Source organism: Crossiella sp. CA-258035 (genome assembly GCF_030064675.1).
Taxonomy (GTDB): domain Bacteria; phylum Actinomycetota; class Actinomycetes; order Mycobacteriales; family Pseudonocardiaceae; genus Crossiella.
In genome coordinates this window covers 4,546,658-4,567,104 of the sequence record NZ_CP116413.1, presented here as the reverse complement: position 1 = coordinate 4,567,104, position 20,447 = coordinate 4,546,658, and the positions used below count along the sequence as shown (strand labels likewise).

16 protein-coding genes are annotated in these 20,447 nt (G+C 69.4%); 11 read left to right on the top strand and 5 right to left on the bottom strand.

The features are described from left to right. Positions 1 to 3 precede the first annotated feature (3 nt). The 5 genes from N8J89_RS20695 to N8J89_RS20675 form a co-directional block, all read right to left on the bottom strand. Positions 4 to 1,674, bottom strand: coding sequence for a trypsin-like serine protease (locus tag N8J89_RS20695; RefSeq protein ID WP_283666208.1), 1,671 nt, complete (start codon positions 1,672 to 1,674; stop codon positions 4 to 6). Between the two features lie 690 nt (positions 1,675 to 2,364). Next, positions 2,365 to 3,078, bottom strand: a complete 714-nt coding sequence (locus N8J89_RS20690; protein ID WP_283666029.1) for a Crp/Fnr family transcriptional regulator — start codon at positions 3,076 to 3,078, stop codon at positions 2,365 to 2,367. An 11-nt stretch (positions 3,079 to 3,089) separates the two neighbouring features. Next, positions 3,090 to 3,803: a Crp/Fnr family transcriptional regulator gene (locus tag N8J89_RS20685; RefSeq protein ID WP_283666028.1), complete on the bottom strand. Its 714-nt coding sequence runs from the start codon at positions 3,801 to 3,803 to the stop codon at positions 3,090 to 3,092. Positions 3,804 to 4,726: 923 nt separating this feature from the next. Beyond that, on the bottom strand, positions 4,727 to 5,224 hold the full coding sequence (locus N8J89_RS20680; protein WP_283666027.1) for a ParB/RepB/Spo0J family partition protein: 498 nt from the start codon (positions 5,222 to 5,224) through the stop codon (positions 4,727 to 4,729). Further along, positions 5,221 to 5,955 (bottom strand): ParA family protein, encoded by a 735-nt coding sequence (locus N8J89_RS20675; RefSeq protein WP_283666026.1) that lies wholly within the window; start codon positions 5,953 to 5,955, stop codon positions 5,221 to 5,223. The genes N8J89_RS20680 and N8J89_RS20675 overlap by 4 nt, the downstream gene beginning before the upstream one ends. 457 nt (positions 5,956 to 6,412) lie before the next feature. Between N8J89_RS20675 and N8J89_RS20670 the strand changes: the two genes are divergently transcribed. The 11 genes from N8J89_RS20670 (at position 6,413) to cas2e (ending at position 19,873) form a co-directional block, all read left to right on the top strand. Then, on the top strand, positions 6,413 to 7,126 hold the full coding sequence (locus N8J89_RS20670) for a hypothetical protein (protein WP_283666025.1): 714 nt from the start codon (positions 6,413 to 6,415) through the stop codon (positions 7,124 to 7,126). A gap of 385 nt (positions 7,127 to 7,511) precedes the next feature. Beyond that, positions 7,512 to 8,492 (top strand): hypothetical protein, encoded by a 981-nt coding sequence (locus N8J89_RS20665; RefSeq protein WP_283666024.1) that lies wholly within the window; start codon positions 7,512 to 7,514, stop codon positions 8,490 to 8,492. A 16-nt stretch (positions 8,493 to 8,508) separates the two neighbouring features. Then, positions 8,509 to 9,135: a 2'-5' RNA ligase family protein gene (locus N8J89_RS20660; protein ID WP_283666023.1), complete on the top strand. Its 627-nt coding sequence runs from the start codon at positions 8,509 to 8,511 to the stop codon at positions 9,133 to 9,135. Positions 9,136 to 10,309: 1,174 nt separating this feature from the next. Further along, the gene (gene cas3 / locus N8J89_RS20655; protein ID WP_283666022.1) at positions 10,310 to 13,099 is read left to right on the top strand and encodes a CRISPR-associated helicase Cas3'; all 2,790 of its coding nucleotides are present in this window, start codon (positions 10,310 to 10,312) and stop codon (positions 13,097 to 13,099) included. A 611-nt stretch (positions 13,100 to 13,710) separates the two neighbouring features. Next, positions 13,711 to 15,345, top strand: a complete 1,635-nt coding sequence (casA, locus tag N8J89_RS20650) for a type I-E CRISPR-associated protein Cse1/CasA (protein WP_283666021.1) — start codon at positions 13,711 to 13,713, stop codon at positions 15,343 to 15,345. Then, positions 15,342 to 15,995, top strand: coding sequence for a type I-E CRISPR-associated protein Cse2/CasB (gene casB / locus N8J89_RS20645; RefSeq protein WP_283666020.1), 654 nt, complete (start codon positions 15,342 to 15,344; stop codon positions 15,993 to 15,995). The genes casA and casB overlap by 4 nt, the downstream gene beginning before the upstream one ends. Positions 15,996 to 16,014: 19 nt before the next feature. Next, positions 16,015 to 17,154: a type I-E CRISPR-associated protein Cas7/Cse4/CasC gene (cas7e, locus tag N8J89_RS20640; protein ID WP_283666019.1), complete on the top strand. Its 1,140-nt coding sequence runs from the start codon at positions 16,015 to 16,017 to the stop codon at positions 17,152 to 17,154. Beyond that, a complete protein-coding gene (gene cas5e, locus N8J89_RS20635) occupies positions 17,151 to 17,885 on the top strand; it encodes a type I-E CRISPR-associated protein Cas5/CasD (RefSeq protein ID WP_283666018.1) in 735 nt (244 codons plus the stop codon). The genes cas7e and cas5e overlap by 4 nt, the downstream gene beginning before the upstream one ends. Continuing rightward, positions 17,885 to 18,553, top strand: a complete 669-nt coding sequence (cas6e, locus tag N8J89_RS20630) for a type I-E CRISPR-associated protein Cas6/Cse3/CasE (protein WP_283666017.1) — start codon at positions 17,885 to 17,887, stop codon at positions 18,551 to 18,553. Before cas5e ends, cas6e begins: the two co-directional genes overlap by 1 nt. Next, on the top strand, positions 18,546 to 19,517 hold the full coding sequence (cas1e, locus tag N8J89_RS20625) for a type I-E CRISPR-associated endonuclease Cas1e (protein WP_283666016.1): 972 nt from the start codon (positions 18,546 to 18,548) through the stop codon (positions 19,515 to 19,517). Before cas6e ends, cas1e begins: the two co-directional genes overlap by 8 nt. Next, entirely contained in the window at positions 19,514 to 19,873 is a 360-nt protein-coding gene (gene cas2e, locus N8J89_RS20620; RefSeq protein WP_283666015.1) for a type I-E CRISPR-associated endoribonuclease Cas2e, read from the top strand. The genes cas1e and cas2e overlap by 4 nt, the downstream gene beginning before the upstream one ends. Positions 19,874 to 20,447: the final 574 nt, after the last annotated feature.

Here is a 20,447-nt window from a genome sequence, read left to right as displayed (position 1 = left end):
AGCTCACTTGCCCCAGGTGTCGTGCTGGACGGGTTTGCCGTTCTCCCACCACCAGTGCCCCAGCTCGCCATCCGGGCTCATCGTGAAGGCGAACACCTGCTGCTCGTCGAACCACACATGCGCACTCGGGTCGCTGGCAAGCCGCGCGCCCTGCCAGGTCTCCCGAACGACCTCACCCTGAGTCCGCGCATCCCAGTACCAGTGGCGCAGTTCCCCACCCGGGCCGCGACCGAAAGCGTGCTGCTGCTCACCATAGGGGAACCCAGCAGGCCGGCCTTCGATCTGCCCGCCCCAGTTGTCCTGCCAGAACCTGTCCGACCACTGCCAGTGCTCCAGGCTGCCGTTCAACCCCCGGGCGAAGACGTGCTGCTGTCCCTGCCAGAGATAACCGGTGGGATCACTGCTGAGCTTCGGCCCCTGCCACACCTCAGAGGTCAGCCGCTCGGCACGGGCATCCCAATACCAGTGCACCAGCCGCGAGTCCTTGTCCCTGGCGAAAACGTGCTGCTGCTCCCCATGGGCGAACCCGGCCGGGTTGCCGACCAGCTGACCACCCCAGGAGTCATTGCGCAGCGAACCCGACCAGATCCAGTGCGCCAGCGACCCGTCCTCAGCGCGAGCGAAGACGTGCTGCTCGCCCTTCCAGACATAGGCCACCGGATCACCGGTGATCTTCGGACCGTGCCACGTCTCCTGCCCGACCCGCTCCGGCACCCTGGCATCCCAGATCCAATGGCGCAGGCTGCCGTCGGGGCCGCGGCCGAAGACGTGCTGCTGCTCGCCGTCGATGAACCCCGTTGGATTGCCGGCCAGCTCCCCGCCCCAGGAACCACGCTCCACCCCGCCCCCACGGTTCATCCACCAGTGGGAGAGCTCCCCGTTCTGTGCGCGGGAGAAGACGTGCAACTGGTGCCGCCACGCAAACGCCAGCGGGTTCGGGCGCTCTGTGGTGGTGGTGCGCACCCAGTCGGCCAGGGTGTCCACCCGCGCCAGGGTGGCGGTGCGCCGGGTCTCGGTCTCGCCCAGGCAGCCGCCTTGCCAGGAAGTGCTGACCAGCCCGAGCAACTCCACCGCCTGCCCGCGCTGCCGCAGCGCAGGCCCGCCCGCGTCCCCCTTGCAGATGCTGGCCGTGGTGGAGGAGGGCGAGACCGCGACCGTGGCACCGGCCACGGAGGTCACGCCGTAGGTTCCGCTGTGCGGAGCGCCCGGCACCCACTTGGTGGCGGTGCGCCCGTAACCGGCCAGCCGCAGCACCTCGCTGTCACCGGGCGCCGAGGCGGTCAACGGCACCGGGGCGATGTCGGTGACCGGGAAGGCCAGCTTGACCAGGGCGACATCCCGATCGTCCCTGGGCACGACCTCCAGCACCGGAGCGCTGTAGCCAGACTTGCCCGAACGCGGATTGCGGCCCACGGTGACGGTGGTGAGCAATGCCGGTGGGCCCGGTCGAACGTCCGACTCCTTGCCCGGCTCGGCGAAGCAACTGCGGGCGGTGAGCACCCACTGCGGAGCCACCAGGACACCGGAACAACTGCGTACATGCCCGCCGACTTCTACCTTCGCCAGAAACATGTCAGCGTTCGGCGCGACAGGCTCTCCCACCGCAGCCTGTGCGATGGTCCCGGAACCAGCCCCTATCTCACCTGCGCTCACCACAGTCACCGCTGCGACCACGACGCTCAAAACACGTCGACTGTTTCGCACTGCTTTCCTATCCGCCGGTGCGCTGCACAATGACAGCCACATTGACATAAGTTAGTGCCCTGATAGGCCATCGGAGCTGGCGACAATGACAGCCAGCTGACGCGCGACGGGAAGAAATGACATCACAATTCCCGCGCGCTGTTAACGAGGATTTCCTCGGAATGAGTGAAACACTCGGAGACCGGCAAAATAAGCCTGTCGGTCCACGCTATGGCCAGAACTGCAGGCAGCGCGACGAAAAGACATATTCAGCAGACGTGCACACAAAAACTGCATCAGAACCAATCCCCCCTGCAATCCCCGTTGGCGGCGCGACCTGTCGAGCTGCCCGTGCCTCGCAGAAGGCTAGATGCAGACCACCTCACCCTGCAATCCCGCAGGAAATCTGTGTACATCGCCACAAGCTGTAACGTGAGTTAATCATGATCACCGCGCAGGCGCTCGCAAGGGAACTTCAGCATCCCTGGGCTCGCACAGATGGCCTGCCCCTGGTGATCAGGCCTCTCCTTACGAGGCTAACCGCGCCAGAGTGGGACTGCGCCCGTATTCCAGCCAGCGCCGACAACAACTGGACATCTGCCGGGATCACGGAAGTTGCGGAGGAAGGGGCACCGGAGCCGCGCGTCGCGGACTCCGGTGCCCCTGACCTCAACCGTTCGGTCAGCGCGCCCGTCGCAAGAGCTGCAATGGCTGAAGCACGTGCACACCGTCGTCAGTCACACGGATCCAGCCCCGCGTCACGAAGTGCTGGATCGACTTGCAGGCGGTCTCCCTGCTGCATCCGATCAACTGGGCCAGCTCCTCCTGGGTCAACTGGTGCTCAACCCGGAGAACGCCGTCGACGGTGGCGCCGAAGCGCTCCGCCAGGGCGATCAGCAACCGGGCCAGGCGAGCCGCAGTGTCGTGCAGCGCCAGGTGCAGCGCGCGGAGCTCGAATTCGCGAGCACGGGCATGTCGCTCGCGGGCGAGATCCAGGCCGATCGCCGGTACCCACAGGCACCAGGATCGCAACTCCTCGCAACTGATGCTGGCCGCCATCACCTCCGTTGCCGGGATCGCGTTCATGTCCCGTGGTCCGGAGTCCAGGTGCAGCGGCAGGCCGGCGAAGTCGCCCGCTCCGACGAGCGCACGCAGGTAGTGCGACTGCTCCTCGACCGTCCGGCTCAGCTTCACCCTCCCTGAGCAGATGAGGTGAACCCGGTCGTGCTCCTCACCTTCGAGGAACATCGGCTCACCCGGCTCGTAGGCGGTGAACCGCATCTCCCGTCGCAGCTCGCTCGCTTGGGCGGGACTGAGGCTGCGGAACAGGCAGGACGAGGTCACCCTGTGGTTCAGCGGGACCGGCACGAGGCCGTTGCGGTCGATGATCTCCATGGCGGCACCGCTCAATCTGCCAGGCGGGCCAACGCCTGGAGGTCGAGCAGGTCGGCCCCATGGCGTCGCTGCGAGATGAGCTTGTTCCGAACGAGCTCCGCCATCGCGCCGTGCACCGCCGTGCGGCTGGCTCCGATGAGGTCACCCAGTTCGACGTGGCTCAGGTGGTGCTTGAGGCTGATCGCCTCGCCCACTGGCGTGCCGAAGCGTTTTCCCATGTCCAGGAACAACTTCGCCAACCTGGCCGCGACGCTCAGCGTGACCTGGTCGTCGCGCCTGTTCCGGTGGTTCATCGCGCGTCGCGACATCTCGGCCTGCATCTCCCGCCGGATCTCCGGCTCCTGGGCGGTCCACTTGTCCAGTGTGGAGTAACGGATACACCACACGATGCCGCCGGTGGCCGCGGTCGCCGTCGCAGTACGAAGACCGCGGTCGAGCTCGATCCCGGAACCGAACATCTCGCCCGGCCCCAGCAGATCCTTCAGTTGCCAGGCTTTTTTACCCAGGTACTGACTGATCTTGACCTTGCCAGCAGCGACCACGTAGAGGTCGTCTGCGGGTTCGCCCTCTCGGTAGATGGTGCTTCCTGCTGGCACCGAGATCGTCATCATCTCGGCCGCCAACAACTCGACCTGCTCCTCATCGAGCCCGCGTAGCAGGCACGAGTTTCTCACGGACTGCTGGAACTGACTTAGGCTGAACGTGGTTTGGTCGTTGTCCTGCATGGTTTCCCTGGCGAGCCAGGGCCGTCCCGGTCGTCGCGATGGACGCCCCGGGCAGGCGCCAGGGGTCTGCCACCACCTTCGAGATAGGTAGAGGTTGCTCCCTTGGCATGGAGCGTCTGAACGATCCGGTCGGCGCCGTTGCTGGGCACGCTGTGGAACTGTCGAGGTGCAAGCTCGCGGCCGAACCGCGGGCAGCGGCTCAGGTAACGCGCTTCCCGCGCTGGGCAGCCCACTGCTCAACCAGCGCCAGCGCCGGGACCACCAAGAGGGTTGGCCAGCCGAACCGCTGGTATGCGAACAGGGCGACGGTCACCGCACAGCCGAGGAAGGCGGCCCCTGCCCAGAATCGGTGCGCATGCCACTGGGCTCCGCCCGGTATAAGAAGACCAATTAGGACAGCGAACACAGCGTTCTCCTCGCCATTAAAAGGAAAGAACCGGTCGTTATTCGGACGGGTCCAGTTGGCTCGCACTCGCGATGAGCGCCGTGCTGATTTCCTGCCGCAGTTCGGGAGGCAGCTCGGCTGCGACGGAGTGCAGCTCGTCCAGCAACCGCTGGAGCCGTCGCCACAGTCTGCGGCCGCGGTCGGGGAGCTCGGTGGTCCGGCCAGTCTGTGGCTTGGTCGAGCTCGTTGAATCGCGAGTGCGGGCCTGCGGCTGCTGCGGCGTGGGCGTGTCAAGGGGGGCCAACTGGTCCCCCTGTTCGGGTGCCCCCACCGGTTCCGGCGGCGTCTCGGCTGCGAGGCCAGTCGACACCGGGTCGGGCAGCTCGCCGGTCGCGGCGAACGTGCGTTCCAGGTTGCGGTCGGCGGCAAAGGCCGCGGCGGCCAGCCAGGTGGCGTTCGGCGTGTTCAGCCACTGGCGGACCTCGGGCAGCCACGCCAGGCCGCGGTCCCTGAGTGTGCGGTGGACGCGCCAGTAGCGCTAGAGCGTGGTGTACGGCAACCGCATGATCCGGCCGACCTGGTTGCGGCTGCACGAGCACGGCGGCTCGGTGAGGCGGTTGATGGTGTTCAGGGTCTCCAAGATCGTCAGGTGTTTGCGGTGTGCGTTCTCCGATGCCTGCGCCCGGATGAACTCGGCCAGGAGTTCCTCCGTGGAGGGCCTCGGGTCCACGAAGGCCGGGATGGTCTCCTTGCCGAGCTGGAGGTGGGCCAGGCGGCGGCTGTTGCCCTTGACCAAGGTGTAGGTGCCGTCGCCGTTCGAGTTGACCTCGACTGGGTGCAGCAGCCCTACGTCCTCGATGTTGGCCGCCAGCTCGGCGATGTCCTCCTCGCTCGCGTCGACACCGCAAACCTGGATGCAGCGCGTGATGGCAGCCAGCGGGATCGGGACGGCCACGCGGTCGTCGTCGGCTTCCCCGAGCTCACCGAGCGCCGAACTGCCGTCCCTGTCCTCCAAGTTGTCCAGCAACGGGTTCATGCCAGCCTGCCTCGGACCCACGCGGCCAGCTCGGCGGAGGCGTGGTGGGTAGCTTGGGCATTGCCTACGGCGAAGGGGCTGCGGCGGTGCCGAACCGCGTGTGCGACCCAGCCGTCGTGTCCAATGTGGACGGGGCACAAGCGGAACCGCGCAAAGTCGGGATGTCCGACCAGGTCATCCAGCAGCAGCATCTCGCTGCGGTCCTTGCGGATCCGGTCGACGAGGGTGAACACGGCGCCGGGCCGCGCCCGCCGGGCCAGCTGCGCGTGTCCGTGGGCGAGGGTGCGGATGCCGAAGGCGTTGGCGACAACGCACAGCACCAGGTCCGCGCCGGCGAGCACCGCCAGCGTCCGCGGGTCCGGCAACTTCACGGCGTCCACCACGACCCAGGTGATCCCGGCGCTGTCGGCGGCCCGCCGCAGCCGGTCCGGGTCGTACAGCGGCAGTCCGGTTGGGCGGTTGAGTTCCGGGTCGGGCGCGACGTAGTAGCCGCGGGCCGAGGTCGGGATCTCGCGTAGCACCTCGGCGTGCGGCCGAGTGTTGAACACGAAGTCCTTGACCGTCCCGGCGGCACCGAGAGGTACAGCCAGGATCTGTGCGCCGTCGCCCTGGGGTTCGAGATCCGCGTACAGCGTCGGGTCGCCGACGGCCAGACCGTGCGCCAGTAGCGCGCACGCGTGGGTGGCTCCGACCCCGCCCTTGAACTTCGTCACCAAGATGATCTTTGGCATGCCCACCGTGGCTCCTCGACGTCGATGCGGCCCCCTCTTAAGGACGTCGGGACTGCCACGGCCCACGTGGCACCACTCGACTACCTGCGGTGTGCGAGAGATGCTCGTGCGGGGTGAGGCCCTGCGGACGGCCGTCCGTATCGGACTCGTGGAGACGGAGCCGCACCCCGCGATCAGTGGTGAGTGGCTGCCGGTGTGGTGGGCGTTGAGCGAGTTCGGCTGGATCGACGCCCAGTTGCTCGCCACCCTCGATCGGTGCTGCCGCTCGTCGGCGCCGGGTCACCGCCTGGTGCGACGGATGTGCCAGGTGCGGTGGCTGGCCCGGGACGGTTCGCCTGGTCGGCCAGCTCGGCCAATCCGACTCACCCAGCTGGGCGCGCACTCGGTCGAGAAGACTCCGAGGTTCGCGCCGCCGTGGACCGCACCGGGCCGAGAGGTAGCCCGCCGGGCGCTTGCCTTGGCGTTGCAGGCGCGGGGCCAGCACGAGGTTCCGGCCCTGTCCCGGGAGGCCATCGCGCTGGCCGGGGCATGGGGTCGGCTGGTGCGCGAGGTCGACGTGCGCGGTGTGGTCCAGGAATGGCGGCAGGCCGGGTGGATCGCTGACACCGCGGTGCGGCGCGGCAGGTGGGAGCTGACCGAGCGAGGCCGCCGGTGTGCCCGCGCGGTCGCTGCCGCCACGGCCAGCCCCGTCCCCCGTCACCCTCGGCGGCAGGACCGGGAGCATGACCGGCTGCTCGCTGCGGGTGTTGAGCGGCTGCTCGCCGACTGGCCGACGCTGGTCGGCGTCCTTCGGATCGCCCGCCGCTGCCGGCTCGACGACGCCGGAGGGCCAGCATGGATCGTCCCTGACGCCCTGGTCAGCTTCCAGCTCGCGGACCGCCGGGTGCTGGTGGCGATCGAGGCCGAGCGCAACGGCCGGTACGACGGACTTGTGCGCCACGTCCGCCGGCTGCGGCAGCTGGCGGGCCTCCTTCCCCCCGACGCCGTACACGTCGCGGTCCTGAGCGAGCGCCGCACTCCGGGCCGGGTCAACGCACTCGCCGATGTGCTGGCCGAACCGAGTTGTCGATCAGCGTTCCGGGCCGCCGTGGTCACCCCGGCCACCCTCACCCGTCAGCTGACCGGGTGGGGAATCGGAGGCGAAGCCACGCCGGTGCCACCGCCGAGGTGACGTGCGGAACTATCTCGGCATGAACCCCGAGCACAGCGTCCCCGACCAGCTCCTACCTGCTGCGGCGCGACCACCAGGTTGATGGTGGTATGGGCCGTTGGGCCCATATCTTTTCTTCGGCGGCCTTGGCCGTCGTGCTGTTGAGGGGCGCGGCATTTTGCCGCGCCCCGCCGGCTGATCACGGTAAGTAACCAACTGGGCCAACGGAGTCAGGTCCGCGCGAGCCGGACAACGGGGCACGTCACGGCGGGTCGCTGGAGGCGCCGGACTGCTGGGCGCGGCCACGGACGCCGACCTCGGGTTCCGGCCCAGTCGCCGGCGAACGCGGTCCTGCACCTCGCCCGCCTGCCAGCACGCCGGCCCGCAGCTGGTGGAGGAGGTGCTGATGAGCGCGGCCGACGAGTCCGTGCGGTTCCTGTCCTGGGCGGAATCCACCAACGTCGGCGAGTTCACCATCCAGGAGTTGCACTCCGACGTGCGGCAGGTAGCGCGGGCCTACCTCAAGGAACCGACCCTGCCGTTGTTCGCCCGCACGAAGGCGTTGCGCGACCGGGCGTTCACCCTGCTCGATGGCCACCAGACCCCGCAGCAGAGCCAAGAGTTGTATGCCGCCGCGGGCTGGTCGCTGACCATGCTGGCCTGGATGTCGGTCGACCTGGGCCAGCTCGGCGCGGCCGAGACCCACGCCCGGGTGGCCTGGGTGTGCGCTGATCGCGCCGACTACAACCCGCTGCGCGCCTGGGTGGCGGCCACGCGCCACACCACGGCCTTCTGGCAGCGGGACTACCTCGGTGCGGCCGGACACGCCGCCGAGGGCCTGCGGTACGCCGGGATCGGCACGGCGCGCCTGTACCTGTCGAGCGCGCTCGCGATGGATCTCGCACGAGCCGGGGACCAGAACGGTGCCCTCGTCGCGTTGCGCCAGGCCGAGCTTGCCGCCAACGGGGCCGAGCGTGTTGAGAACGAGCTGGACGGTCCGTTCACCTGCTCCGTGGATCGCGCCGGATCGCTGTGGTCGGACGCCGAGTTGGCGCTCGGGCAGGCGCCGCGGGCGCTGGAGCAGGCCGACCGGGCGGTGGCCGCGTTCGAGGCCGCGCCGGACCACCTGCGCAACCGCGGTTCGGAGCGCATGATGCGGCTTCAGCAGGTCAAGGCGCACCTGGTGCTCGGAGACATCGGCAATGCGGAGAACTCGCTCGCCCCGGTGCTGGAGACCGCGCCCGAACACCGCATCCATCCGCTGCTGCACCGCGTGCGGGAGGTCGACGAGATGGTGACCGGCATGCCCGGGGCGGTGGCCGGCCGGGTGCGGGGTTCCATCGTCGACTTCCGCCGTGAGACGGTGATCAAGGAACTGACCACATAGCCCGGGAGGCGAGCAGGTGTCCGAACTGGAGCCGATGCGCGACCACTGGTGGTGGCGACCCGGTTGGCGAGTTGGCCGCTCCTTCTACACCTGGCACGTGACCTTCGCCGACCAGCCGGACGCGCAGCGGCTCGTCGCCGACTACGAGCCGGTGCTGGCCCTGCTGCCGGTGCTGGATCCCATCCCGGTGCGGTGGTTGCACCTGACGTTGCAGGGCATCGGGTTCACCGACGAGGTGGCCAGGGACGACGTCGACCGGATCGTGGCCGCGGCCCAACGGCGCTGCGCCGAACTGGAGCCGATCACCGCCACCCTCGGCCCGGCCCAGGTCGACCCCGAGGGAGTCCAGATGCCAGCGCTCCCGCTGCACTCGCTCGCCAAGCTACGGCTGGAGATCCGCGCGGCTATCGGCGACGTGTGGGGCCAGGACAACGTGCCCGAGCCTGAGGAAGGATTCCGCGCGCACGTCTCGCTGGGCTACTCCAACACCGCTGGACCGGCCGAGCCGGTGGCGCGGGCGCTGGCCACCCACGGCGGGCACACCGCGACGGTGAGCATCTCCGCGGTCTCGCTGATCGACCTGAACCGCGACCACAAGGCCTACGAGTGGACCGACGTCGCCACCGCGCGGCTGGGCGGGTAACCGGGCCGGTGCGGCCACAGGAGTTGACCTTGGTGCCGCCGAACGGCCGCCGCACCGGGGCAGCCCGGTGCCCCCGCTCCTCGAGGACCCGGGCCACCAAGGTTCAGCTGCTGTCCGCGGCGCCAGAAGATGCTGGTCAGTACATCCGCAGCGGGGCCAGGCCGCGCTGACTGCGATCCTGTCGGTGGGCGTGGCCGGCACCAAGGCCTCCGCGGGCCCCGCGGAGCCGACGACGTCTCCGGCGGCAACGGCCGGACACACCCGGGTGGTCCCGTGGAATGCAGGCTGCGCAGAGCCATAGCCGGGTCGTCCCCGCGCAGGCGGGGGTGGTCCGCCTTTGCCGCGAGAACGGTCGGGTTGAACATGTCGTCCCCGCGCAGGCGGGGGTGGTCCGCGCAGCGCGGGCCGGACGGCGCTGGCCATCCAGTCGTCCCCGCGCAGGCGGGGGTGGTCCAATCAGCTGAGACAGCGTCCCACCGGTCCCGAAGTCGTCCCCGCGCAGGCGGGGTGGTCCCTATCTCGCCGGATATCCCGGGTTCCGCAGTCGGTCGTCCCCGCGCAGGCGGGGGTGGTCCGAGGATTGATGGACGAGATCGGTCCCGTTGTGTGTCGTCCCCGCGCAGGCGGGGTGGTCCGTCCTGCCCCGGGCGGCTGGTCCACCTCGACCGGTCGTCCCCGCGCAGGCGGGGGTGGTCCTGGCTCGCCGTAAGCGCCGCACGCCCGGCGAGGGTCGTCCCCGCGCAGGCGGGGGTGGTCCCGCGCCGACCAGCCCGGACATGCGGTAGTTGCCGTCGTCCCCGCGCAGGCGGGGGTGGTCCCTGCTCAGCCAGCCGGGCGTTGCCGGGTAGCGCGTCGTCCCCGCGCAGGCGGGGGTGGTCCCGACTCCGGCCGGCCGATCCATGAGGACCCGGCGTCGTCCCCGCGCATGCGGGGCTCGACCCCAACCAGAGACCGTTCCTTCGAGCCGGAAGCCCGTTCACTCTGGATACAGCGACCTGTCACCTTTGCAGCGAATACACAGAGCGCCCGCGGTCATCGACCGCTGGACCGTCTTCAGCACGCGCGTTACCGCCACGACACAAGCCAGCGCAGGAAAACCCTTCGGTAGCAACCCCATCGTGGGAATCGGTATCGAGACGGCTAACGAGGCACCGCATTCCACCTACACACCGGCGTGTCCCCCACCCTCCTGCCCACCAACGACCCGCCACCACCTGCCGAGCTCCAATGGCCCGCGGTGTGGGCCAAATCAGTGCGCGACGAACACGGCGCGCTCACCCACTGGCTGCCCCTGCACCAGCACCTCGACGACACCGGCGCGGTAGCCCGCCGCCTGGCGGAAAGCTGGGTACCCCACCAGATCCTCGACACCGTGGCACGCGATACGCAGTGCGGTGCCGAGGATGTGCGGGCGCTGCTGGACTGGCTGGCCCGTGCCCACGATGTCGGCAAAACCAGCCCAGCCTTCGCGGTCCAGGTCCCCGCCCTGGCCGACCGCATGCGCGATACGGGCCTCAACGCCTCCCCCGCGCTGGCCCACCACCCCCAACGCGGCGCGCTCACCCACGCCTTGGTGGGACATGCCGCGGTTCAGGAGTGGCTGGCAGGCCGGCATGACCTTCCCCGGCGGGGCATCGCCGCCCAGCTGGCCGCGATCGTGGGCAGTCACCACGGTGTGCCGCCCGAGGACAGCCAACTGCAGCTCGTGCGCCAGCACCCGGAACTGCGCGGTACCGGGGTGTGGCAGCAGGCACGGGAGCACTTCCTGGAACGGGCCGATGCGGGCATCGACTGGACCCGGTGGCGGGAGGTGCGGCTGAGCGTGCCCAGCCAGGTGTTGCTGACCGGTCTGGTGATCGTGGCCGACTGGATCGCCTCCAACGCCGAGCTGTTCCCGTTGCTGCGCGCCCACGAGCCGCCCCGCTGTCTGGACACCGTGGTGCGGCTGGAGCACGCGTGGCAGAAGTTGGACCTGCCCGCGCCGTGGACTGCGGAGCTGGCCAGCACGAGCGCGGAGTTGTTGTTCCAGCAGCGATTCGACCGCCCGAACACTCCGGCGCGCCGGGTGCAGGTGGCCGCTGTCGAGCTGGCCCGCAGACAGCAACAACCCGGGTTGCTGATCATTGAGGCGCCGATGGGCAACGGCAAGACCGAGGCGGCGTTGCTGGCTGCGGAGGTTCTGGCCGCCCGCTCCGGTGCGGGGGGCTGTTTCGTGGCGTTGCCGACCCAGGCAAGCACCGATGCGATGTTCTCCCGGGTGCGGGCCTGGCTGGAGCGCCTGCCTCGCACCGGCAGCAGGGTGAGCGTGACGCTGGCCCACGGCAAGGCCAGCTCGAACGAGGAGTTCGCCGGGCTGGTGCGGGCCGGGTACTTCGCCAGCATCGGCGAGGAGCACGACGGCGGCGCGCTGGTGGCGCACCAGTGGCTGCGCGGCCGCAAGAAGGGTGTGCTGGCCTGCTTCGTGGTGGGCACGATCGACCAGATCCTGTTCGCCGGGTTGAAAAGCAGGCACTTGATGCTGCGGCACCTGGGGCTGGCGGGCAAGGTCGTGATCATCGATGAGGTGCACGCCTACGACGTGTTCATGTCGCAGTACCTGCTCCGAGTGCTGGAATGGCTGGGCGCCTACCGGGTTCCGGTGGTCCTGCTGTCAGCTACTTTGCCCACCTCCCGGCGGGCGCAGTTGCTGGCTGCCTATGACAACCAGAGCCACCCCGCGGCAGCCACCGACATGGGCTATCCGCTGCTGGCCAGCTCCGGCGGTCTGCCCCCGCTCACCGTGCCCGCCGACGGCGGCGACAACACCGTGGCCCTGGATCATCTTGAGGATGACCTGGACACGCTGGTGGCCTACCTGCGTGAGCACCTGGCCCAGGGCGGGTGCGCGGTGGTGGTGCGCAACACCGTCGCCCGGGTGCAGGAGACCGCGCAGCGTTTGGAGGAGGAGTTCGGCGCCGAGCAGGTCACGATCAACCACTCCCGGTTCCTGGCCTGCGACCGCGCCCGCATCGACCAGGGCCTGCTGCACCGCTTCGGCCCCGACGGTGACCGTCCGCTTCGGCACATCGTGGTGGCCTCGCAGGTGGTGGAGCAGTCCCTGGACGTGGACTTCGACCTCATGGTCACCGACCTGGCGCCGATGGACCTGGTGTTGCAACGCCTGGGCCGGCTGCACCGTCACCCCCGCGATCGGCCTGCCCCGTTGCGGCAGGCGCGTTGCGCGCTGACCGGGGTGCTCGACTGGAGCGCCGCACCAGTGCGGGCGGTGGCGGGGTCCCGGCGGGTCTACGGCGAGTACACCTTGCTGCGCGCCGCCGCACTGCTGACCGGTAGGCCGGAGATCATGCTGCCTCGCGACATCTCCCCGCTGGTGCAGCAGGCCTACGGCGAACAGCCACTGGGCCCGGCTGCCTGGCAGGAGCACATGCTCGCTGCCGCCGAACAGGCCGCGGTGACTGAGGTTCGCCGCGTGGAGGCGGCGCAGGACTTCCGGCTCGGCCCGCCCACGGGCACCTCGCTGATCGGGTGGGTGCGGGCCGGTGTCGGTGACGCCGACGATGATCACACCGGTCTGGCGCAGGTTCGTGACGGCGCCGAGTCCCTGGAAGTTCTTGTCGTGCAACGCGATTCCGCCGGTGGCCTGCTGACCCCGGCATGGATCGCTCGCGGCGGCGGTGAACCTGTTCCCACTGACCTGGCGGTGCCACCGCAGCAGGCGGCGGTGATCGCGGCGTGCTCGCTGCGACTGCCCTTGGCGCTGAGCCATCCCGGTGTCCTCGACGCGGTGATCACCGCTGTGGAGTCCAACTACATCCCCAGCTTCCAGCTCGCCCCGCTGCTCAAAGGGCAGCTGGTGCTTGTCCTCGACGAGCACCGCACGGCCGTGCTGCGGCACGGCGAGCCCGCCTTCACCCTGAACTACGATCCGCGACGAGGATTGATCCACAAGCGGCATGATCCGTAAAAATGCTTGAGCAGCTTCAACTAGTTCCTCAAACAACTAAACTCCTGACGGGGATATACACATAGAAGTCGCGAGCCAACTTGACGAAGGGTGCTTTGAGGACCAGTATGGCGACAGGTCGAAAACGTCACGCCAACTCGTTGTCTTCGCCCGGCGAAGTTGATCCAGGTGCATTGAGGACCAGCACGTGACCTTGTTGTGTTGTCCCCGCTAATGCGGGGTGCCAAGTTCCCTGGAGTGCAAGCGGGGCAGCCTCGACCGACCTTCAGCTCTATCAACAGACGACACTCCCGCAATCAGCGATTATACGAGCAGGGAGGTCGCGGCCAGAGAAGGCAATCCGAGATGCCACGAAGTCCGAATGAACAGCAGTTTCTGACACACTGGCTGATTGTTTTGATCGTCACGGTGCCCTGCTCTCTACTTGTCGCGGGCGTGGCAGCCGCAGCAACCTGGGTGGGTTTTGAGGGGACCCTCAGCCCCACCGGCCGCTTTCTGGCCACTACGGGTGCCGGACTAAGCGCATTCGTCATCACGGTCATTGAGTTGACCAAACAACTAGACAGGTTGCTTCGACAAAAGCCCGAGTAGGACAGCCAAAGGATGCACCCATGAACGGGTCTAACCCGTTGTCATACAACCTGATCGACGAACCCTGGCTTTCCGTGCGCACCAACACCGGGCAACGGGAAGAGCTGTCCCTGACCGAGGTATTCAGGCGTGCCCACGAGCTCGCCGCGGTACTCGGCGATGTTCCCACCCAGGTCTTCGCCCTCACCAGGCTGCTGCTGGCGGTCTTGCACCGCGCTGTCGACGGTCCGCGCGACCTTGACGCCTGGGAACAGCTGTGGCAGCAGCCCGAACTACCCGCCCAGCAGATCGGTGAATATCTGCACCAGCACCGCGACCGGTTCGATCTGCTCTCCCCGCAGGCCCCGTTCTTCCAGGTCGCCGGGTTGCACACCGCCAAGGGCGAGGTCTCCGAGCTGGGCAAGCTCATCGCCGATGTGCCCAACGGCCACCCGTTCTTCACCAACCGGCTCGGTGCGATCCTGTCGTTGTCCTTCGCCGAGGCGGCGCGGTGGCTGGTGCACTGCCAGGCCTTCGACCCCTCCGGGATCAAGTCCGGCGCGGTCGGGGACAAGCGGGTCAAGGGCGGCAAGGGCTACCCGATCGGCACCGCCTGGTCCGGCCACCTCGGTGGCGTGATTCCCGAGGGTGCGACGTTGCGGGAGACGTTGCTGCTCAACCTCATCGCCTACGACCAGCACGGCCTCACCGCCACCCCGGAAACCGACCTGCCGGCGTGGGAACGCGACCCGGTCGGAGTCGGGGAAGAACTCGACGGCGGGCGGGCACCGTGCGGGCGGGTGGACCTCTACACCTGGCAAAGCCGCCGGATCCTGCTCTCCTACACCACCTCCGCGGTCACCGGCGTGCTCATCTGCAACGGCGAGCGCCTGACCCCGCAAAACAAGCACCACCACGAGCCGCACACCGCCTGGCGGCGCAGCACCCCGCAGGAGAAAAAACACGGCCTGCCCCTGGTGTACATGCCGCGGGAGCACCTGCCGGACCGGGCGGTCTGGCGCGGCCTGGCATCGCTGCTGCCCGCCGCCCAACGACCCCAAGGCCAGGATGCGGCCGCGGCGTTGACTCCGCAGGTGCTGGAGTGGATCGCCCGGCTGGGCAACGAGATCGACCCGGATCTGCCGGTGCGGCTGCACACCATCGGCATGACTTACGGCGCCCAAAGCTCCACCACCGAGGACATCCTCGACGACCAACTCCCCCTGCACGCCATCCTGCTGCACCGCGAGGCCACCGACCTGGCCGCCACCGCGGTGGCCTGCGTGCAGGCCGCGGAGGAGACCGCGAAAGCGGTGGGACGCTTGGCGGGCAACCTCGCCGCCGCGGCCGGGTGCGGCCGCGACGAACGCGACGGACCCGTCACCCGCGCCCGGGAACAGGTTTTCGCCGCGCTGGACCCGCTGTTCCGCGCGTGGCTGCGTGACCTGGACGCCACCACCGATCCCATGGCCGCCCACCAGGCCTGGCAGCGTCAAGCACGCCAGTGCGCGCAGGCGGTGGCCGCGGATTTGCTGGCGCGGGCGCCGATGACGGCGTGGCGCGGCCGCACCGTCGATGCGCGCCTGATGAACACACCGTTGGCCGACAAGCGATTCCGGCGCGACCTCCACACCGCCCTGCCGCTGGCGGCCCAAACCATCGAGGTGGCCTCATGACCACCCACACCACCACCCCCACAGTCACTCCCGAGCTGGGCGCGGTCGGCGCGGAGGTCGACCGTCGCATCCGGAGCCTGCAGCAGGGGGTGCTGGCCAACCACTCCGCCGAGGTCGCCGCCCTGGCCCGGCTGCGCCGGGCGGTCGGCACACCCGCTGGCAGCGTGGCCGACATCCACCGCTACACCCTCTCCCCCGTCTTCACCGGCCCCAACCCCGGCGAGAAACCCACGCCTGGAGAGATCGCCGCGCACACCGCGCTGACCCTCTACGCCACCCATCAGCAGTCCCGCGGCAAGCGGATGCACCAGCGCGGTCACGGCCTGGGAGCGGCGGTACGGCGGCTGCACCCCCAAGAGCCGACCGACCCGCCCGCACCGGTGCTGCGCCGTTTCCTCACCTTGGGCACCTCCGACAGCTATAGCGAGTTGGTGCACCACCTGCGCGGGCTCGTGCAACTGCTGCGCGGCCAGGACATCCCCGTGGACTACGGGCAGCTGGCCGAGGACCTGCTGCGCTGGCAACGCCCCGGCGGCGCCGCCGGCGTGCGCCTGCGGTGGGGCCGGGACTTCTACCGCACCCACACCACGGCCACCACCGCCACCGCCACCGAGCCGACCGAGACCGCGGTGGACAAGCCCACCGCCTGAGACCAAGGGGACAATCCCTATGCCACGCACCATTCTCGACGTGCACATCATCCAGAGCGTGCCGCCGAGCAACATCAACCGTGACGACACCGGCAGCCCCAAGACCGCCGTCTACGGCGGCCGTCGCCGCGCCCGGGTCTCCAGCCAGGCGTGGAAACGCGCCACCCGCGAGGCCTTCCCCGCGCACCTGGATCGCTCCGAGCTGGGCATGCGCACCCGGCAGGTCGTGGAGGTCCTCGCCACCGAGATCACCCGGCAAGCACCCGCACTGGCCGAGCGGGCCGCAGACCTCGCAGGTGAAGTGCTCACCGCGATCGGCATCAAGACCAAGGCCGCCCGCAAGGACGGGGCGGCACCGGAGTCGGAATTTCTGCTCTTCCTCAGCCACCGCCAGATCGAGTCCCTCGCCGAGCTGGCCGTCACCGCCGCCACCGAGGCCGGCGACGGGAAGGTGAGCATCAACAAGCAGGAGGCCAAGGCCCGCGCCGACCGCGAGCACTCGGTGGACATCGCGCTGTTCGGGCGGATGGTCGCCTCGGCCACCGACCTCAACGTCGAGGCCGCCGTCCAGGTCGCCCACGCCCTGAGCGTGCACGCGGTGGACAACGAGTACGACTACTTCACCGCGGTGGATGACAGCAAGAAGAACAACGACGACGAAGACGCCGGGGCGGGGATGATCGGCACGGTGGAGTTCAACTCCTCCACCCTCTACCGCTACGCCGCCCTCGACCTCGACGCCCTGTGCGACAACCTCGGTGATGCCACCGCCGCGGTGCGCGCGGCCGAGGCCTTCACCCGGGCGTTCATCACCAGCATGCCCTCGGGCAAGCAGAACACCTTCGCCAACCGCACCCTGCCCGATGCCGTGCTACTGATCGTCCGCCAACGCCAGCCGATCAACCTCGTCGGCGCGTTTGAGGAAGTCGTCGAGGACAACGCCGAGCACGGCCGGGTGCACGCCGCGATCGGCAAGCTGGCCGAGCACGCCCGCGAACTCCACACCGCCTTCGACGAAACCCCCGTCGCAGCGTGGACTTTCGGCATCGGGGAGAAGAAGATCGCGCCGCTGGCCGAGCTGGCCACCCACACCACCTTCGACCCCGCCGTCCGCGCGGTCGGCGAACTGCTCGGGCAGCGGCTGGCGGCCTCCTCGTGAGCTGCCTGCTGCTGCGGCTGGCCGCGCCGTTGCAGTCCTGGGGCACCAGCAGCCGCTTCACCCGCCGCAACACCGACCGCGCCCCCAGCCGCAGCGGCGTGCTCGGGCTGCTGGCCGCCGCCACCGGCCGCCGCCGCACCGACCCCCTGGAAGAGCTGCTGGATCTGCGCATCGGGGTCCGCATCGAACAACCCGGCCGGCTGGAGCGGGACTTCCAGACCGCCCGCAGCCGGGACGGGCAGATCTCCATGCCGCTGTCCTACCGCTTCTACCTCGCCGACGCGGTCTTCGCCGTGGCCGTGCACGGCCCGGACCAACTTCTGGAAACCGTGGAGCAGGCGTTGCGGGCACCGGCGTTCCCGCTGTACCTGGGACGCCGGTCCTGCCCGCCCGCCGGGGTGCTGCTGCACGGGATGCACGACGGCGACCTTGCCCAGGTGCTGGCCGAAGCGCCGTGGCTGGCCTCACCGTGGGTGCAGAAGCAGCACCGTGCCCCGATGGTCACCTTGGACACCGTGGCCGACTGCCCGGCCACCGAACCCCGCGCCGAGCTGGTGCGCGACGAGCCGGTCAGCTTCGATCCCCGGCACCGCCAGTACGACTGGCGCACCGTGCTGAGCTCCCAGGTCACCGTCCCCAACCCGCTGCACCGCTCCCCCACGCCCATCCCCGCGGCCGCGTTCGCCGGGGGCGGGCATGATCCGATGGCCGTCTTCGAGGAACCGATCTGATGTATTTCACCCGCTGCGCCCTCAACCCCGCCCGCCGCGGCGCCCGCGCGCTACTGGCCTCCCCGCACAAACTCCACGGTGCCGTCCAAGCCGCATTCCCACCCCAGAGCACTCCTGCCGTTGCGGAAGGCCGGGTGCTGTGGAGGTTGGATCAGAGCGAGCACCAGGTCCAGCTCTATGTCGTCAGCCCGACTCGTCCCGATCTGACCCACCTGGTCGAGCAGGCGGGCTGGCCGACGACCACCGGCTGGGACACCCGCGAGTACCAGCCCGTGCTCACCCGCCTGGCCACCGGGCAGGTGTGGGGCTTCCGGCTCAAGGCCAACCCCGTGCACAGCAGCCGCAAAGCCCCCGATGCCCAGCGGTCCCAACGGTTCCACCACGTCACCGTCGCCCAGCAAACTGACTGGCTGCTCACCCGCACCGAGAAGTTCGGCTTCACCATCCCCGCCGGGGAGCACAAGGAGCCAGACGTGGCCGTCCGCGGACGGGAGGTGGTGCGTTTCGACCGCAAGTCCGCCACGGTCTCGCTGTCCACTGTGGTGTTCGAGGGCCGGCTGGAGGTCACCGATCCCGATCGGTTGCGGGCGAGCCTGATCGGCGGCATCGGCCCGGCCAAGGGCTATGGCTGCGGCCTGCTCACCCTGGCCCCGCTGCGCCGTGGCTGACCTCCCCGGTGCCAAGCCGGTCCCGCTTTCCCAGCTGCACCGCGCCCAGGACCGGCTGTCGTTTCTGTACCTGGAGCACTGCGTGGTGCACCGGGAGGACAACGCGATCACCGCCACCGATGCCCGCGGCACCGTGCACATCCCGGCGGCCACCCTTGGCGCGCTGCTGCTGGGCCCCGGTACCACGGTGAGCCAGCAAGCCATGGTGCTGCTCGGGGAAAGCGGGTCCACGGCGGTGTGGGTGGGCGAGCACGGGGTGCGCTACGACGCCCACGGCCGCACCCTGGCCCGCTCCACCAGCCTGCTGCAGGCCCAAGCGGCGCTGGTGTCCAACCGGACCTCCCGGTTGAAGGTCGCCCGCGCGATGTATGCGATGCGCTTCCCCGGCGAGGACACCAGCGGGCTGACCATGCAGCAGCTGCGTGGCCGGGAAGGCGCCCGCGTCCGGCGGGCCTACCGCGAGCATGCCGCCCGGGTCGGGATCGACTGGCAGCGCCGCGACTACGACCCGGCTGACTTCCAGGCAGGCACCCCGGTCAACCAGGCACTCTCCGCAGCGCACACCAGCCTCTACGGGGTGGTGCACGCGGTGATCGTGGCCCTGGGCTGTTCCCCCGGGCTCGGGTTCGTCCACACCGGACACGTCAAGTCCTTCGTCTACGACATCGCCGACCTCTACAAAGCCGCGGTCAGCATCCCGGTGGCCTTCGACATCGCCGCCGCCGAGGTCGCTGACATCGGCTCGGCCACCCGCCGCGCGATCCGGGACCGGATGCGCGGCGGGGCGTTCCTGGAGTCCTGCGTGCGCGACATCAAGACGCTGCTGACCCCGGAGGAGGAGCTGGTGGAGTACGGACCGGAGGCCCTCGACGATGCGGCCTTCGCCGGTGGGGACGTGGTGATGCTCTGGGACGACAACGGCCGCGTCGTGCCCGGCGGGGTGGCCTATGGGGAGGAGTTGTGACGGTGATCGTGGTCGCGGCTTGCCCGGTCGGGTTGCGCGGGCACTTGACGCGGTGGCTGCTGGAGATCTCGCCGGGGGTCTTTGTCGGGCGCACCACCAGGCGGGTGCGTGAGCTGTTGTGGGTGCGGGTGGTGGAGATGGTGCGCACCGGGCGGGCGATCATGGTGCACCAGGCTGACAACGAGCAGGGGCTGGCGTTCACAGTCCACGAGCACAACTGGGTCCCGGTGGACTTCGAGGGCATCAACCTGATGCTCCGCCCCGCTCCAGGAACAGGGCCGGCTACGCAGACGGGGGTGGCCGGTAGACCGAGGTGGAGCGATGCCAGCAAACGCCGCCGCTTCGGACGACGATGAACCACAGCCCGACGAAAGTGAATGAAAAACCGCTCCAGCACCCACAGAACCGCAGGTCAGGAAGTGTCGTCCCCGCGCAGGCGGGGATGGTCCCCCGCAGGAGTTCACCCTGGCGATCGGTTTGCCGTCGTCCCCGCGCAGGCGGGGATGGTCCCCCGCAGGAGTTCACCCTGGCGATCGGTTTGCCGTCGTCCCCGCGCAGGCGGGGATGGTCCCCACCGCAGTACCTCGTCGCTGGTGCACTTCAGGTCGTCCCCGCGCAGGCGGGGATGGTCCGGCCATGGGGTGCCACACCACATGCACCCCACCGTCGTCCCCGCGCAGGCGGGGATGGTCCGGCCTGGCGCAGCTCGCGGTACTTCGGGTCAATGTCGTCCCCGCGCAGGCGGGGATGGTCCCTCCTCCTGCTCCCGCGCCGTCTTCTCCGCAGCGTCGTCCCCGCGCAGGCGGGGATGGTCCGGACGAGCGCGACACGGAACGGTCCTTTCTGGAGTCGTCCCCGCGCAGGCGGGGATGGTCCCGGGCAACACCGCATCCGGGCCATGCTCGACGCGTCGTCCCCGCGCAGGCGGGG